Raw genomic sequence first — 15,795 nt, 5'->3', positions numbered from 1 at the left:
AACCCCGACGGATCGACAGGACGCCCTCATGTTTCGTGGGATCAGCTACCGCTGGAACCGCTCGATCCACTGGAACCGCTCGATCCACTGGAGCCACTCGAACCGCTGGAACCGCTCGATCCACTGGAACCGCTCGATCCGCTGGAGCCGCTGGAGCCGGAGGACCCGCTCGAGCCCGTGCCGTCGCCCATGTCGTCGAGCGGATCGGTGCCGCCGAAGGAGGAGTCCGAGATGAATCCGGTCGCCTTGGTGGTCAACGTCGTTCCGGTGGAATTGGGCACCTTGGCCCGCCAGTTGACGATGGGATTGAGCACTCCGAACGGTCCGCACCCCGTCGCCCCCGGCAACGCGAAGTTGGTCGCCGTGTTCTGAATGTTGGATGCCACGAGAACTCCGGCGGGCCACTGAGTGCCGTCGCTGACACCGATGCTCGACGGGTCGTCGGCCGGATTCGACTTGTGCAGGTTCAGTACCACCGGAGCCGACTCGCCGCCGATGTAGCACTTGTCGCCGAGGAACGGATTGTCGATCTTCATCCGCACCGGCAGGGTCATGTCGAACTCGAAGAGGTTCTCGCCGAACGTCGGGACATCGACGGCCTCGACGGTCGCAGTCACGTCGGCCAGGCCGAACAGGTTGCCGAACGGCAGATCCACGCCGAGCACACCACCGGGAACGGTGATCGGCTTGCTGTAGACGCCGTGGTGGCCGTCATCGCGGGGGATGAAGTCCGATTCCACGGTGTTGCCGGCAATGATCATGTCGCCGTCCGAGATCGGCAACGTGAAGCCGTTGTTGGCGAAGGTGCCGCCGCTGACCTTCACCGTCAGACAGCCCTGGGTCAGTGCCGGGTCGCAGACACCGCCGCCGGGAACCGGGGCCGGTGCAGCCGACGCCAACGGTGCGAGCAGTGCCATCGAGGCACCGACCACGCCGCCTACCAGAGCGACGCGCTTACCGCCGAGCCGCCGCGAATCGTTCGAATCTTTCTTCACGCGTTCTCCTCAGTTACCGAACATTCGATGTGGACGACCACGTTTGTGGTTGCCGAGAGGGACGAGCAACGACGGACAGGAGCCCGCCGCGGGCCATGCTGAACAGATCCGTGCCGTGGTCACATCACGCTGACCACGACACCTCGAGCCCACCGAAAGAACGGCTTGGAACTGCACGTTCATGCAGACTCGTCACGCAATCCGACTGTTACGAGAGGTAACAGCTGAGGTGGTTTATATCACAGCGGATGCCGACGAATGCGAAGTTTCAGAAGTCTCGGGAAATTCTCTCGCCCGAGGTCTACCAGTCGGTAGTTTCACATGTCACACTGTTTCACCATGACCAGCACACGTGCAGTTATCGCCGTGGCCGCGACGGCGGGAGCTCTCCTCCTGACGGCATGCGGGGGATCCCACGCGGATACCGATCAATCCGCGACCGGCGCAGCGTCCGGGACCGCGGCGAGCTCGACGGGCACGGCCACGTCCACCATCGCGTCGGCGTCGGTCATGGCGTCGGCATCGGCGTCGGCACCCGACCCGGCATCCGCGGCACCGGTCGCGCCCGACTCACCCGCGCCGGCGGCGGCTCCGACCACGACCGTCGCAGCCCCGGCTCCGGCGACCACGGTGCCGCCGGCACCACGGGCCACTCCGGGTGAGATCGACAGCCGCTCCCCCGAACAGATCGTCGCCGAGTCCGGGGAACGGGGCCAGCGCTACCTCGCGGGACTGCGCGCTGCCGGCATCCCGCCGACGGGCATGGACGCGGCCGAGGTGCTGTACGCGCAGGGTACGTGTGACGCTCTGGCTCGAGGTGACTCACGGGCGAGCGTGCTCGCCGAATTCGACTCGGTCGGAAAGACTTACGCCCAGTTCCTGCCCATGCCCGCGAGCCGGATTGCCGAGATCTACGTCTCGACGGCGGAGACAACCTACTGCTGATTCCCCGAGTTCGACGTCGGCGGGCACCATTGCGCCCGGTTCCCACCCCGCGAGACCGACGGTCCTCGAAGTGTCCGCAGCCCTGTACGTTGGCCGGAATCGACACGGACAGACAGGGAGTGGAGCGTGAACAGCAAGGGACGAGGGCTCGACCTCGCACGACTGATCCTGCGTACGACGGTGGGCGGGACGATGATCGCCCACGGCATGCGGCACGGTCGGACCCTCGACGGCACCGCGGGTTGGTTCGGTTCGATCGGATTCCGGCGCCCCCGCCTGCAGGCCCAGGCGAGCGCCGTCGTCGAGGTCGGTGCCGGCGCACTGATCGTGGCGGGTGCCGCCACACCACTGTCGGCCGCTGCCGTCATCGGCACGATGGCCGTCGCCGCCCGGTCGGTGCACATGCGCAAGGGCTTCTTCATCACGGCCGAGGGCTACGAGTTCGTACTGAACCTCGGCGCTGCCACCGCCGCCCTCGCCGCACTGGGGCCGGGCAGGTACAGCGTCGATCGGGCACTCGGCCTGGATCGTCGCCTCAGCGGCGTGCCCGCGGCGGCCACCGCCGTCGCCGTCGGAATCGGCTCGGCGGCGGCCCAACTCGCCGCATTCTGGAGTGAGCCGCAGCCGACGTCGGCGACCACCGCCTGAACGAACCTCCGGCGGACGGCGACGGCGTCAGGCCTTGGAACGCAACCAGTTCGCGAGCCACGACGTCGCCGTCGCGCCTGAGGGGTCGACGACGTACGTCACGTAGTCCTGATGAACCTGCGAGCCGTAGAACTGGCTGAGCTTCTCGGCACGATCCTCGTTGGCGCCGTCGGACGACTGCGCCTGCAGCGTCGGCATGCCACCTGCCGCGATCAGATCGTCGACGATCGACATCGCCTCCTGCACGTACCGCCCGGTCAGCGGGGCCATCGGCGACGAGTTCTGGGCGAGGAATCCGGCCATCCGCGTGACGAAATCGTCCTTCGGAGTGGAGCAGTAGAGATCACCGGCCGCGCAGAACGTGCGGGTCTGCGGGGTGACCAGGCCGAAGCCGCCGACACGCGGTCCGCCGGCGCCGTTTCCGACCACCCGCGGACCGACCAGCGTGTCGGCCTCCGACCGGCGCGGATCGGACAGGAGGCCCACCGCCGCAATCCGGGACGCCGGCACCACGCCGAGCCCGGTACCGATCTCCGCAGCGAGATCACCTGCTGCGTCGGCGCCCTGGCTGTAACCGATGAGTGCGAAGTTCGTGTTGTCGCATCGCTGCGCGACGTCGGCGATGATCCCCCGCGCGGCGTCGACGGCCTGGCGCTTGGATGCGCCGTAAATCTCGGTCTCCCACGGGAACGCCGTCGCCGCATAGGTCACATAGTCGACACCCACCGACGCGGGCAGGCGATCGGTGACGGCGCCGAGCATCCCCGGACCGCGATGTTCACCCGGATCCGTCGTGGTCTCCCACGTACCCGGAATCGCGACCACCTGCAGTGACGGGCACGCCGGCGCGGCCTGCGCCGTCCCCGCTCCCACCGCGACCATGGACCCGAAAATTGTTGCGACACATGCACCTAGCACGGTCAGCGACTTCTTCACACGCATCAACACCGCACCCCACTCACTCGATCCAGGCGGCCATCTCCATGACCACGTGCCGTGACGTCCCCTCCCGTGACAACGCCTGTCGGTGACGCGACACCTCGATCCTGGCAGGTCCAGATGTCGTGACGGTGCACGATCGGTAAACGCACGTTACCGGAGGGCGGCGAAATGTGGGGTCCTTCGTCCCGGCGAAGAATGGGGTGTTCGACAAAAGGGCGGTGGGCCCCCTCGGTTTCCCGAGAGGACCCACCGCACTGTTCAGCTCAGCTGCTCGATCTTGCTCAGCCGCCCAAGCTTCCGAACATCCCCGACAGGCTGCCGAGGCTTCCCGCGCCATCGCCCGGCAGCGTGTCCGGGTCGCCGGTCACGGTGACGTCCACGGGGGCCGCGGCCGAGTCGATGAAGCCGCTGTCGCCCGTGAACTGGGCAGTGACCACGAACTCACCGGGGTTCTGGAAGAACGTCGTCAGGGTCGCGACGCCGTTCGCATCCACCCGCACGGGCCCGCCGAGCAGTGTGTCACCCAGCTTGAACTGCACCGCGCCGCGCGCGTCGGCCGGGTCGAGACGTGCGGTGAGGGTCACCGCCGAGCCCTTCCCGGTCGAAGCGATCGGATCGACGGTGATCGTGGTGGCAACCGCGGCGGCCGGGGCCTCGGTCACGCTGACCGGGTACTGCACCGAGACCGACGGGGAGACACCCTCGGTGCCCGAGTAGCGCGCGATCACCCGGTGAGTGCCGTTGGTGTCGAAGGTGTGCGGCAGCACGGCGGCGCCGTCATCCTTCACATCAGCCGTCCCCACCGCGACGCCGTCCACCTCGAAGGTCACCGTGCCGCCGGAAACTCCCGGCTCGACCTTGGCGGTCAGGTTGACCGGCTGGTCGCGGTAGGCGTCCTGGGCCGGTCCGGTGACCGACGTGGTGGTCTGGATGTCCTGCGAGGTCACCGTCACCGTCTTGGTGCCCGACGACGGGTTCGAGAACTCCGAGCCGAGGAACTTCGCCGCGTACGCGTAGTCACCGTCCACGTCGAGAGTCTCGTTCAGCGTGGCCTTGCCGTTCACCAGATCGACCGGAGCCCCGAGATCCTCACCGTCACGGGTGAACTGGACCTGCCCGCTGTCGGGGGTGGGGACGACGGTGGCGCTGAGAGTGAACGCGCCGCCGTTGGTCACCGCGCTGGGACCGTCCAGATGGGTGACGGTATCGACGACGGCGCGGCGGATCTGCACCGTCGTGAGCGGACCGGCACCCTGGTTGAGCGGACCGCCGGTGGTGTCACGCGGGCTGCACTGCGTCGGTGCCCACACGGCTCCCACGATGGGCGCGTTCACCTTCGGCAGGAACGTCAGGAAATTGGCGTCGTTGGCGAAGTTGCCCGCAGCGCCGGCCGTGCGCAGCTTCAGCTGGATCTGGCCCGTGGCCCCGGCCTTCAGCCGCGCCTTGACCTGCGGCAGCTGGAAGGTCGTGTTGGCGCCGCTCGTGGCGTTCACCTTGATGCCGCCCTCGGAGTTCTTCGCCGAGTTCGGGCCGTTACCGATCGTCTGGTTGTTTCCGGACAGGCGGATGATCTGCCCGTTCGCGTCCGGGTTGCCCGAATCGTTCACGACGATCACGTTGGGGGCGACGCCGCCGAGGCCGAATCCGGTGCCCGGCACGATGTCGCCGCTGATCAGCTGCGCGTTCTGCGGCATCTCCACGTCGATCTTCAACCGGGAGACACTGCTCAAGCTCGCGCCCGACCCGGGGTCGTTGGGAACCGAGATCGGCGGCGGCGTGATGGTCACGTCGAACTCCTCGCCGGGCGCCACGCTCGCCGGCGCGTCGACCGCCACCGACGCCTCCTGCACCTGGTCCTGCGGCCCGCCGGCCAGGCTGTTCGACGGCGTCGCACGGCACGCGTTGTTGAAAGTGACCGTGGTGGTGTCCGCCGAAGCGGTCGCGGCGCCGAAGACGGCCGCGCCCGCGGCAACGGTCGCGCCGACCGCGACCGGCGCGATGTAGCGGTACAGCTTGGAACTCATCGATCCTCCTGCACTCATCTCGTCAGCCCCCCAGCGATCCGGTGAACAGCCCGCTCAGCGAGCCCAGGCTTCCCGCACCCGTGTCCGGGTTATCAGGCGCAGCGGACACATTCAGCACGACCGGGTTCGAGACGGTGTCCCGGTAGCCGTCGCCGCCGATGAACTTCGCGCTGAGCACCTGCGTGCCCTCGAAGTCGAGCGTGGTCGTGATCGTCGCCTTGCCGTCGACGATCGCCACCGGCGCGCCGATGGCCTCGCTGCCCTTGTAGAACTGGACGGTGCCCTGCGCGTCGGACGGGGCGACGTCCACGGTGAGCGTGACCGTCTGGCCGACGACCGACAGGCCCTGGACCTTCAGTTCCGCGTTCACCGTGGTGAGCACGGGCGCGGTCGGAGCGACCGTGGCCGTGAACGGCGCGGACGCGGACGCCGAGAAGCCCTCGGTGCCCGCGTAGTTCGCGATCACCTGGTGGGCACCGGCTTCGCCGAAGGTGTGCTCGAGAACCGCGACGCCGTCAGCGGTGCCCAGATCAGCGGTGCCGACCTCGACGCCGTCGACGGAGAAGGTGACGGTGCCGCCGGTCGGGATCGGGCGAACGGTCGCCATCAGGTTGGTCGGGCTACCGGCCTCGGCGGTAACCGGCTCGACGACCACGCTGGTGGTCTGCCAGGCGCCGTAGGCGACGTTGACCTGCTGGGCGGTAGCGGCCGAATCGGAGAAGCCGTATCCGCCGACGAAGTGCGCCGTCACGTCAAAGTTGCCCGGATCGTCGAAGCGGTGATCCAGAGCCGCGGTGCCGCCGTTGACCTGCACCGGGTTTCCGACGTTGATGCCGTTGACCGCGAACTGGACGGCGCCCTGAGCGTCGGCCGGGGTGACGGTGGCCTGCAACGGAACCGTCGATCCGGCGTCGGCCGTCGCCGGGACGCTCACGGTCGTGCCGGTCTGGACTGCGCCGACCTCGATCTGCGTGGTTCCGGACTCCGAGCTGTTGAAGAGGCCCGTCGCGGTGTACTTGGCGGAGATGGAGTGGGTGCCCATCTCGTCGAAAGCGTGCGTCAGGGTGGCGGTGCCGCCGTTGACCTCGACCGGGTCACCGATCGGGTTCGCGCCATCGAAGAACTGCACCGTGCCGGTCGCATTGGACGGCGAGACCGTCGCCGTCAGAGTCGTGTCGCTGCCCTTGGCTGCGGTGGGCGGCGCCGAAACCGTGGTCGTGGTGTTGTCACGCTTTGCCTCGACCCGGACCTCCGCGCCGGAGGCGTTGCTGCCCTGCTGGCTGCTGAACGAGTACACGTCGAAGACGAAGGCGCTGTTGTAGTCGCCGAACGCGAAGTTCGCGGGCACCTTGTAGGTCGTGGTGAAGGTCAGCACGGTGCTGCCGATGATCTTGAAGCCCTTGGTGCCGAGCAACGGCACCGAGCTGCATCCACCGCCGGTGCAGACTGCCTTGACGCCGTTGACGCCCTCGTTCGTGATCGTCCCGGCCAGCGAGGTGGACCCACTCTGGTACTCGAAGCCGGCGGGTGCGGTGTGCCGGGCGGCGGTGATGTAGCGACCCAGATTCAGCGCGACCGCCGAGTTCTCCCAGATGCTGGAGCGGTAGGTCACGGTGTCGCCGGGATTGGCGATGTTGGTCCCGGCAACGCCGTTGACGCTGACTACCTCGGTCTTCCAACCGAGATTGTCGGCCGTCTGGTCACCGGACGACGACGACGGTGGCGGCCCGCTGGGGTCCGCTCCAGCCGTGCCGGTCATGGCCAGAGCCAGCGCGGCGGCGCTGACCATGGCCACGAGCGGCGCGGCCACTCTGCGAAGTTTCGACGAACGCACTGATCCTCCTCGGTTGGGCCGCCTCCCCGACACGGGCGGTCACGTGTCACGAATCACATGAAGACGGAGAATAGCCGTTGCAGGATCGTTGCAAACCTGTTTTCTGGTCAATCGTCCAAAAGAGGGCCGACAAAACAGACGAAAGCCCCATTCCACGCGAGGCGAATTGCATGGAATGGGGCCTTCGAGCCCTGGTGGCGGGGAACGACGTTGGTCCCCGCCCCGATCAGCGCTGCGGTGCAGCAGTCGGCACGATCGGCGTGGGCAGCGCCGTCGAACCCTCGAGGAACTTGTCGACCGCGGCCGCGCAGGAGCGACCCTCCGCGATGGCCCACACGATCAGCGACTGGCCGCGACCCATGTCGCCCGCGACGAACACGCCGTCGACGTTGGTGGCCCACTCCGACGAGCGGGCGACGTTGCCGCGCTCGTTGAGGTCGACGCCCAGGTCGGTGAGCAGACCCGGCTTCTCGGGGCCGACGAAGCCCATCGCGAGGAACACGATGTCGGCCTCGAGCTCGAAGTCCGAGCCCTCGACCTTCTCGAAGCGGCCGTTCACCATCGTGACCTCGTGCGCCTTCAAACCAGCGACGACTTGCCGGCCGTTCTCCTCGCGTCCGACGAATGCCTCGGTGTTGACCGAGAACACGCGCTCGCCACCCTCCTCATGGGCGGACGACACGCGGTACATCAGCGGGTACGTCGGCCACGGGGTGGAGCCGGCGCGCTCGGCCGGCGGCCGCGGCATGATCTCGAACTGGTGCACGCTCTCGGCGCCCTGGCGGTGGCTGGTGCCGAGGCAGTCGGCACCGGTGTCGCCGCCGCCGATGATGACGACCTTCTTGCCCTTCGCCGTGATGGTCGGATCGGTCAGGTCGCCCAGCTGGACGCGGTTCGCGATCGGCAGGAACTCCATCGCCTGATGGATGCCGTCGAGCTCGCGGCCCGGGATCGGCAGGTCGCGTGCCTCGGTGGCACCGCCGGCGAGGACCACCGCGTCGAACTGCTCGCGCAGCTGCTCGGCGGTGATGTCGACACCGACGTTGACGCCGGTGCGGAACACCGTGCCCTCGGCCTCCATCTGCGCCAGACGGCGGTCGATGTGGCGCTTCTCCATCTTGAACTCGGGGATGCCGTAGCGCAGCAGGCCGCCGATGCGGTCCTCGCGCTCGAACACCGTCACCGAGTGGCCGGCGCGCGTGAGCTGCTGCGCGGCAGACAGGCCCGCCGGGCCGGAGCCGACGACGGCAACCTTCTTGCCGGTGATGTGCGACGCGCGCACCGGCTGGACCCAACCCTCGTCGAAGGCGCGGTCGATGATCTCGACCTCGACCTGCTTGATGGTCACCGCGTCCTGGTTGATGCCGAGCACGCACGACGCCTCACACGGCGCCGGGCACAGCCGACCGGTGAACTCCGGGAAGTTGTTGGTCGCGTGCAGCCGGTCGATGCCCTCGCGCCACCGATCCTTGTGGATCAGGTCGTTCCACTCGGGAATCAGGTTTCCGAGCGGGCAGCCGTTGTGGCAGAACGGGATACCGCAGTCCATGCACCGGCCGGCCTGAGTCTTCAGGGTGTCCGAGGAGAAATCCTCGTACACCTCCTTCCAGTCCATCAGGCGCAGCGGCACCGGGCGGCGGATGGGCAGCTCGCGCGACGTGTGCTTCAGGAAGCCGTTCGGATCACCCACGAGCTGCCTCCATGATTGCGTCGTCCACGTTGATTCCGTTCTTCTTCGCGGTCTCGATAGCGACGAGGACCTTCTTGTAGTCGCGCGGCATGACCTTCGCGAAATGTGCCTTCTGGTGCGACCAGTCGGCGAGGATCCGAGCCGCAACCTCGGATCCGGTCTCGTCGCGGTGGCGCTCGATGGCGCCGTGCAGCCACTCGAAGTCCTCGACGCTGAGGTCCTCGAGATCGACCAACTCGGTGTTGAGGTTGGTCCCGAAATCACGGTCCGGGTTGAAGATGAACGCCACACCACCGGACATGCCGGCACCGAAGTTGCGTCCGGTCTTGCCGAGGATGACCACCTTGCCGCCGGTCATGTACTCGCAACCGTGATCGCCCACACCCTCGACGACAGCGGTGGCGCCGGAGTTGCGGACTGCGAAACGCTCACCGACGATGCCGCGGATGAGAGCCTCACCCGTGGTGGCACCGAACAGGATCACGTTGCCGCCGATGATGTTCTCCTCGGGCACGAAGCCCTCGGCCGTCTTCAGCGGCGGACGGACGACGATCCGTCCACCCGACAGGCCCTTGCCGACGAAGTCGTTGGCGTCGCCCTGCAGCCGCAGTGTCATGCCCTTGGGCACGAACGCGCCGAAGCTGTTGCCGGCCGAACCGGTGAACGTGATGTCGATCGTGTTGTCCGGCAGGCCCGCCGCGCCGTAGACCTTCGTCACCTCGTGGCCGAGCATGGTGCCGACCGTGCGGTTGACGTTGGTGATCTCCGACGCGAACGCGACGGCCTCGCCCTTGTCGAGGGCCGAACGGGCCTGCTCGATCAGCTGCTGGTCGAGTGCCTTCTCCAGGCCGTGCTCCTGCGTGCCGGAACAGTACAGGTCCTGGTCCGCGAACGCGGACTCGACCTTGTGCAGGATCGGCGACAGGTCCAGCTTGGACGCCTTCCAGTGCTCGAGCGCCGCGGTGGTGTCGAGGACGTCGACCTGGCCGACCGCCTCCTGCAGCGTGCGGAAGCCCAGCTCGGCGAGCAGCTCACGCACCTCCTCGGCGATGAACATGAAGAAGTTCTCGACGAACTCGGGCTTGCCCGCGAAACGCTTGCGCAGCACCGGGTTCTGCGTCGCCACACCCACCGGACAGGTGTCGAGGTGGCACACGCGCATCATGATGCAGCCCGAGACCACCAGCGGCGCGGTCGCGAAACCGAACTCCTCGCCACCGAGCAGCGTCGCGATCACGACGTCGCGGCCGGTCTTCATCTGACCGTCGACCTGGACCACGATGCGGTCACGAAGACCGTTGAGCAGCAGCGTCTGCTGGGTCTCGGCCAGACCGAGCTCCCACGGGGCGCCCGCGTGCTTGAGCGACGTCAGCGGCGACGCGCCGGTGCCACCGTCGTGACCCGAGATCAGGACGACGTCGGCGTGCGCCTTCGAGACACCGGCGGCGACGGTGCCGACACCGATCTCCGAGACCAGCTTGACGTGGATCCGCGCCTGCGGGTTCGCGTTCTTGAGGTCGTGGATCAGCTGCGCCAGATCCTCGATCGAGTAGATGTCGTGGTGCGGCGGCGGCGAGATGAGGCCGACGCCCGGGGTGGAGCCACGCACCTCGGCGACCCACGGGTACACCTTGTGCGGCGGCAGCTGGCCGCCCTCACCGGGCTTGGCGCCCTGCGCCATCTTGATCTGGATGTCGGTGCAGTTGGTCAGGTAGTGCGACGTGACGCCGAAGCGGCCCGACGCGACCTGCTTGATCGCCGACCGGCGCCAGTCGCCGTTCTCGTCCGGCGTGAAGCGCGACGGATGCTCGCCGCCCTCACCGGAATTCGAGCGAGCACCGAGACGGTTCATCGCGATCGCGAGGGTCTCGTGCGCCTCCGCGGAGATCGAGCCGTAGCTCATCGCGCCGGTGGAGAAGCGCTTGACGATCTCGCTCGCGGGCTCCACCTCTTCGATCGAGATGGGCTCGCGCAGACCGGCCTTGAACTTGAACAGGCCGCGCAGCGACGCCAGCCGCTCCGACTGGTCGTCGACCAGTTTGGTGTACTCCTTGAAGACCTTGTACTGGCCTGTCTTGGTGGAGTGCTGGAGCTTGAACACCGTGTCCGGGTTGAACAGGTGGTACTCGCCCTCTCGACGCCACTGGTACTCGCCGCCGACCTCGAGCTCGCGGTGTGCGCGCAGCTCCGGACGATCCAGGTACGCATTGGCATGGCGCACAGCGACATCCGCCGCGATCTCGTCCAGGCCGATACCGTCCAGGTTGGAGTGCAGACCGGTGAAGTACTCGTCGACGAGCTCCTGCGACAGACCGATCACCTGGAACAGCTGGGCACCGGTGTACGACGCGAGCGTCGAGATGCCCATCTTCGACATCACCTTCAGCACGCCCTTGCCGGCGGCCTTGATGTAGTTCGCGACGGCCTTGTCGAGCGTCAGACCCGGCAGCTGGTTGCTCTGCATCAGCTCGTCGATGGTCTCGAACGCCATGTAGGGGTTGACCGCCGCAGCACCGAAGCCGAGCAGCGCCGCCATGTGGTGGACCTCGCGGGCGTCACCGGACTCGACGATCAGACCGACCTTGGTGCGGGTCTTCTCACGCACCAGGTGGTGGTGCACCGCGGAGGTGAGGAGCAGCGACGGGATCGGCGCGTACTTCTCGTTGGACTCGCGGTCCGACAGCACGATGATGCGGGCACCGCCGGCGATCGCCTCGGAGACCTTCTCGCGCACCGTGTCCAGGGCCTTGCGCAGACCCTCGCCGCCGTCCGCGACCGGGTACACGCCGCGCACGACGACGCTGCGGAAGTGCGGGAAATCGGCGGTGTCGTTGAGGTGGATCAGCTTCGACAGGTCGTCGTTGTGCAGGATCGGCTGCTGCAGCACGATCTGGCGGCACGGCGACATCGACGAGTCCAGCAGGTCGGACTCGGGTCCGATGGTGCCGCCCACGCTCGTGACGATCTCCTCGCGGATCGCGTCGAGCGGCGGGTTGGTCACCTGTGCGAACAGCTGCTGGAAGTAGTCGAACAGCATCCGAGGCCGGGCCGAGAGCACCGCGATCGGGGTGTCGGTGCCCATAGAGCCCAGCGCCTCGCCACCGGTGGCAGCCATCGGCTTGACGAGGAGGTTCACCTCTTCGTTGGTGTAGCCGAAGATCTGCTGGCGCAGCACGACCCGGTCGTGGGTCATGTACGTGTACTTGTGATCCGGCAGGTCCTCGATCCGGACCAGGACCTCGTCGACCCACTGCTGGTACGGGTGCGCGGCGGCGAGCTCCGACTTGATCTCGTCGTCGGAGATGATGCGGCCCTGCGCGGTGTCGACCAGGAACATGCGGCCCGGCTGCATGCGCATGCGGCGCACGATCTTCTCCGGCGCGATGTCGAGGACTCCGACCTCCGACGCCATGACGACCAGACCGTCGTCGGTGACCCACACGCGTGACGGACGCAGGCCGTTGCGGTCGAGCACGGCGCCGACGACGGTGCCGTCGGTGAAGCACACCGACGCCGGGCCGTCCCACGGCTCCATGAGCGCCGAGTGGTACTCGTAGAACGCCTTGCGGGCCGGGTCCATGCTCTCGTGACGCTCCCAGGCCTCCGGGATCATCATCAGCACGGCGTGCGGCAGGCTCCGGCCGCCGAGGTGCAGCAGCTCGAGCACCTCGTCGAAGCGCGCGGTGTCCGAGGCGCCCGGGGTGCAGATCGGGAAGATCTTCTCGAGCGCACTGCGCTGGTCCTTGCCGGGCCCAACCTCCCCTGACGCGAACACGTCGGACTCGATGAGCGCCTCGCGGGCCCGCATCCAGTTCTCGTTACCGCTGACGGTGTTGATCTCGCCGTTGTGGGCGACGCGGCGGAACGGATGCGCCAGCGGCCACGACGGGAACGTGTTGGTGGAGAAGCGCGAGTGCACCAGGCCCAGCGCGCTCTCGAGGCGATCGTCCTGCAGGTCCAGGTAGAAGCCCTTGAGCTGCGGGGTGGTGAGCATGCCCTTGTAGACGAACGTCTGACCCGACAGGCTCGGGAAGTACACCGACTCGCGGCCCGGGCCGTCCTCGCCGGCGCCGCCGTCGCCGAGCTCGTGCTCGACGCGCTTGCGGATGACGTACGCGCGGCGCTCGAGGTCCATCCCGGTCACGGCGTCGTCGGCCGAACCGATGAACACCTGGCGGAACGTCGGCATCGCGGCCTGCGCCAGCGAACCCAGCGACGAGTCGTCGATGGGGACCGCACGCCAGCCGAGGACCCTCATGCCCTCCTCGGCGACGATCTTCTCGACACCCGCGGCGGCCTCGTCGGCGGCGGCGTCGCCCTGCGGCAGGAACGCGATGCCCGTGGCGTACGCGCCCTCGGCGGGCAGCTGGAAGTCGACGACGGCGCGCAGGAAGCGGTCCGGGACCTGGAGCAGAATGCCGGCGCCGTCACCGGTGTTGGGCTCGGAGCCCGCGGCACCGCGGTGCTCGAGGTTCACCAGCGCGGTGATCGCCTTCTCCACGATGTCGCGGCTGCGGCGACCGTGCATGTCGACCACGAATGCGACGCCACACGCGTCGTGCTCGTTTGCCGGGTGGTAGAGCCCCTGGGGCCCGGGAAGATGCTTCATACCTACTGCCTTCGTATGCGTAAATGCACCGACGACCAGCAGCGCTGATGGTCATACAACTGCAGAGCATGTACCGACACGACACTGTGTACGGCACCGACCGAGAACGGCTCCTCGTTGAGCCTCGACACGGGACCGACGTCCACCCTGGCGACGTTGCTCTAGGGCGTTTCAGACGTTCGTGAGTCGACCGTGTTGAGAAAAGGTTAATTCACGCCCCTGGGAGAAACGCAAGCAAGGCTCCCCTCTCCACCCCGTGACCTGTGCTTATCCTCGCCCGTGCTGGGACGATGCAACGCACGTCACAGCCTAGGGTGAATGTTTCGCCACCGTTGCCCCGACGAATTGCAGCATCGGAACGATCGTCCTACGGCTGCGCTGCGGCGTCGTATCGTTCCGGTGTCGGGACGGTTTCGGAGCAGGCGGGTGCGGGGCACGCCGGTCGGCCCGCCACGACGGCGGACGACACCGTCGAATGCCCGCGAATACCGTTTCGCGTGAAACATCGGAGGGCCCGGGATCCGGGTGCAAAAATAGCTACTGGCCGCAGCGAGTGGACAGCTGCGGCCAGTGCAGGACGAACATTAGCACCAGTTGAACGTTTGTCTCACGCGGATCGGGAATCCTTGTCGGAGACGCTTATCCGGCGAAACGAACGCCCAGTTCAGACCTTCGCGGCGACCGGTTCGGCCACCTCGACAGTCGTCGGAGCGGGCTTGCGCCCCGGGATGGCGAGTGCGATCGCCGCCGCGACGAGGGCGACACCGCAACCGATGAGCAGACCCGTACGGAAGCCGGCCTCGGTCGGAATCGTGTATCCACCGCCGACCGCGACACTCATCTGCGAGAGCACGACGCCCACCACCGCGGCCGCCACGGACGTACCGACCGAGCGCATCAGGGTGTTGAAGCTGTTGGCCGAGCCCGTCTCCGACGGCGGGACGGCACTCATGATCAGCGCAGGCATGGCGCCGTACGCGAAGCCGGTGCCCGCGCCGCAGATGCTGACCACCAGCATCAGGCCCCAGGCCGAGTTCATCAGCACCATCGACGAGCCGTAACCGATCGCGACGATCAGGGCACCGACGCACAGCGTGACCTTGGGGCCGCGCGCCGCGGACAGCTTCGCCCCGAGCGGCGAGATCACCATCATCACGAAGCCACCGGGAGCCATCCACAGACCCATCGCCAGCATCGACTGACCCAGGCCATAGCCGGTGGCCTCGGGGAGCTGCAGGAGCTGCGGAACGATCAGCGACTGCGCGTACATCGAGAAGCCGACGACGATGGACGCCGCGTTGGTCAGCAGCACCTGCCGGCGTGCGGTCACCCGCAGATCGACCAGCGGGTCGGCGGTGCGCAATTCCCACCATCCCCACGCGAGCAGCACGATCACCGCGACCGCGAACAGACCCAGGATCGAAGCGCTCCCCCAGCCCCAGACGGCGCCCTTCGAGACGGCGAGCAGCAGCGACACCAGCCCGATACCGAGACCGACGGCACCGACGAAGTCGAAGCGTCCACCCGCAGCGAGCGCGGGCGTGGCCGGGATCAAACGCCAGATCAGGACGCCGATCAGGACGCTGAGCACCGCGCAGCCCCAGAACAGCACCCGCCAGCTGGTGTTCTCGGTGACCGCCGCGGCGATCGGCAGACCCAGCGCGCCGCCGATGCCCATCGTCGCGCTCATCATGGCGATCGACGAGCCCAGCTTCTGCGGCGGCACCAGCTCACGCAGGGCGCTGATGCCCAGCGGCACCATGCCCATTCCGAGGCCCTGCAGGCCGCGGCCGATGACCATCGGCGCCAGCGACGTCGCCAGGGCGCACGTCACGGACCCGAGCACCATCGGTAGCGAGCAGAACAGCAGCATCTTCCGCTTGCCCAGCAGGTCGCCGAGGCGGCCGGTGACCGGCGTCGCGACCGCACCCACCAGCAGCGTGATGGTGATGACCCACGACGCGTTGGACGACGTCGTGTCGAGAATCTGCGGCAGCTCGCCGATGAGCGGCACCACCAGGGTCTGCATTAGTGCCGCCACGATGCCGGCGGTCGCGAGCACTGCGACGACGCCGTTCGAGCGGTCGGTGGACGCGGGACTTTCCACG

Annotated in this window: 9 protein-coding genes; 2 read left to right on the top strand and 7 right to left on the bottom strand. The window is 67.7% G+C overall.

All coding sequences use genetic code 11. The features are described from left to right. Positions 1 to 41: 41 nt before the first annotated feature. Positions 42 to 995, bottom strand: a complete 954-nt coding sequence (locus ACQ5DX_RS23985) for a hypothetical protein (protein WP_430334966.1) — start codon at positions 993 to 995, stop codon at positions 42 to 44. Positions 996 to 1,334: 339 nt separating this feature from the next. On the opposite strand from ACQ5DX_RS23985, the gene ACQ5DX_RS23980 reads away from it, so the two are divergent. Together ACQ5DX_RS23980 and ACQ5DX_RS23975 are read left to right on the top strand one after the other, a co-directional pair. Continuing rightward, positions 1,335 to 1,940, top strand: a complete 606-nt coding sequence (locus ACQ5DX_RS23980; protein ID WP_430334965.1) for a DUF732 domain-containing protein — start codon at positions 1,335 to 1,337, stop codon at positions 1,938 to 1,940. 192 nt (positions 1,941 to 2,132) lie between these two features. Further along, positions 2,133 to 2,588, top strand: coding sequence for a DoxX family protein (locus ACQ5DX_RS23975; RefSeq protein ID WP_430335785.1), 456 nt, complete (start codon positions 2,133 to 2,135; stop codon positions 2,586 to 2,588). Between the two features lie 27 nt (positions 2,589 to 2,615). On the opposite strand, the gene ACQ5DX_RS23970 is transcribed toward ACQ5DX_RS23975, so the two are convergent. The 6 genes from ACQ5DX_RS23970 to ACQ5DX_RS23945 all read right to left on the bottom strand — a co-directional run bounded on the left by ACQ5DX_RS23970 (position 2,616) and on the right by ACQ5DX_RS23945 (position 15,794). After that, positions 2,616 to 3,530, bottom strand: coding sequence for a cutinase family protein (locus tag ACQ5DX_RS23970; protein WP_430334964.1), 915 nt, complete (start codon positions 3,528 to 3,530; stop codon positions 2,616 to 2,618). Positions 3,531 to 3,811: 281 nt separating this feature from the next. Then, the gene (locus ACQ5DX_RS23965) at positions 3,812 to 5,554 is read right to left on the bottom strand and encodes an Ig-like domain-containing protein (protein ID WP_430334963.1); all 1,743 of its coding nucleotides are present in this window, start codon (positions 5,552 to 5,554) and stop codon (positions 3,812 to 3,814) included. A gap of 22 nt (positions 5,555 to 5,576) precedes the next feature. After that, positions 5,577 to 7,364 (bottom strand): Ig-like domain-containing protein, encoded by a 1,788-nt coding sequence (locus ACQ5DX_RS23960; RefSeq protein WP_430334962.1) that lies wholly within the window; start codon positions 7,362 to 7,364, stop codon positions 5,577 to 5,579. A gap of 250 nt (positions 7,365 to 7,614) precedes the next feature. Then, complete coding sequence (locus ACQ5DX_RS23955) at positions 7,615 to 9,078, bottom strand: glutamate synthase subunit beta (protein WP_430334961.1); 1,464 nt, start codon at positions 9,076 to 9,078, stop codon at positions 7,615 to 7,617. Next, positions 9,071 to 13,687 carry a glutamate synthase large subunit gene (gene gltB, locus ACQ5DX_RS23950; protein WP_430334960.1) on the bottom strand — a complete coding sequence of 1,539 codons (4,617 nt, stop codon included), beginning with the start codon at positions 13,685 to 13,687 and terminating at the stop codon, positions 9,071 to 9,073. The genes ACQ5DX_RS23955 and gltB overlap by 8 nt, the downstream gene beginning before the upstream one ends. 664 nt (positions 13,688 to 14,351) lie before the next feature. Further along, a complete protein-coding gene (locus ACQ5DX_RS23945) occupies positions 14,352 to 15,794 on the bottom strand; it encodes an MFS transporter (protein WP_430334959.1) in 1,443 nt (480 codons plus the stop codon). Position 15,795 lies beyond the last annotated feature (1 nt).

Source organism: Rhodococcus sp. ACT016, from assembly GCF_050477185.1.
Taxonomy (GTDB): Bacteria; Actinomycetota; Actinomycetes; order Mycobacteriales; family Mycobacteriaceae; genus Prescottella.
Note: the sequence above shows the minus strand (reverse complement) of the source record. Positions and strands in the feature narration are given on the sequence as shown.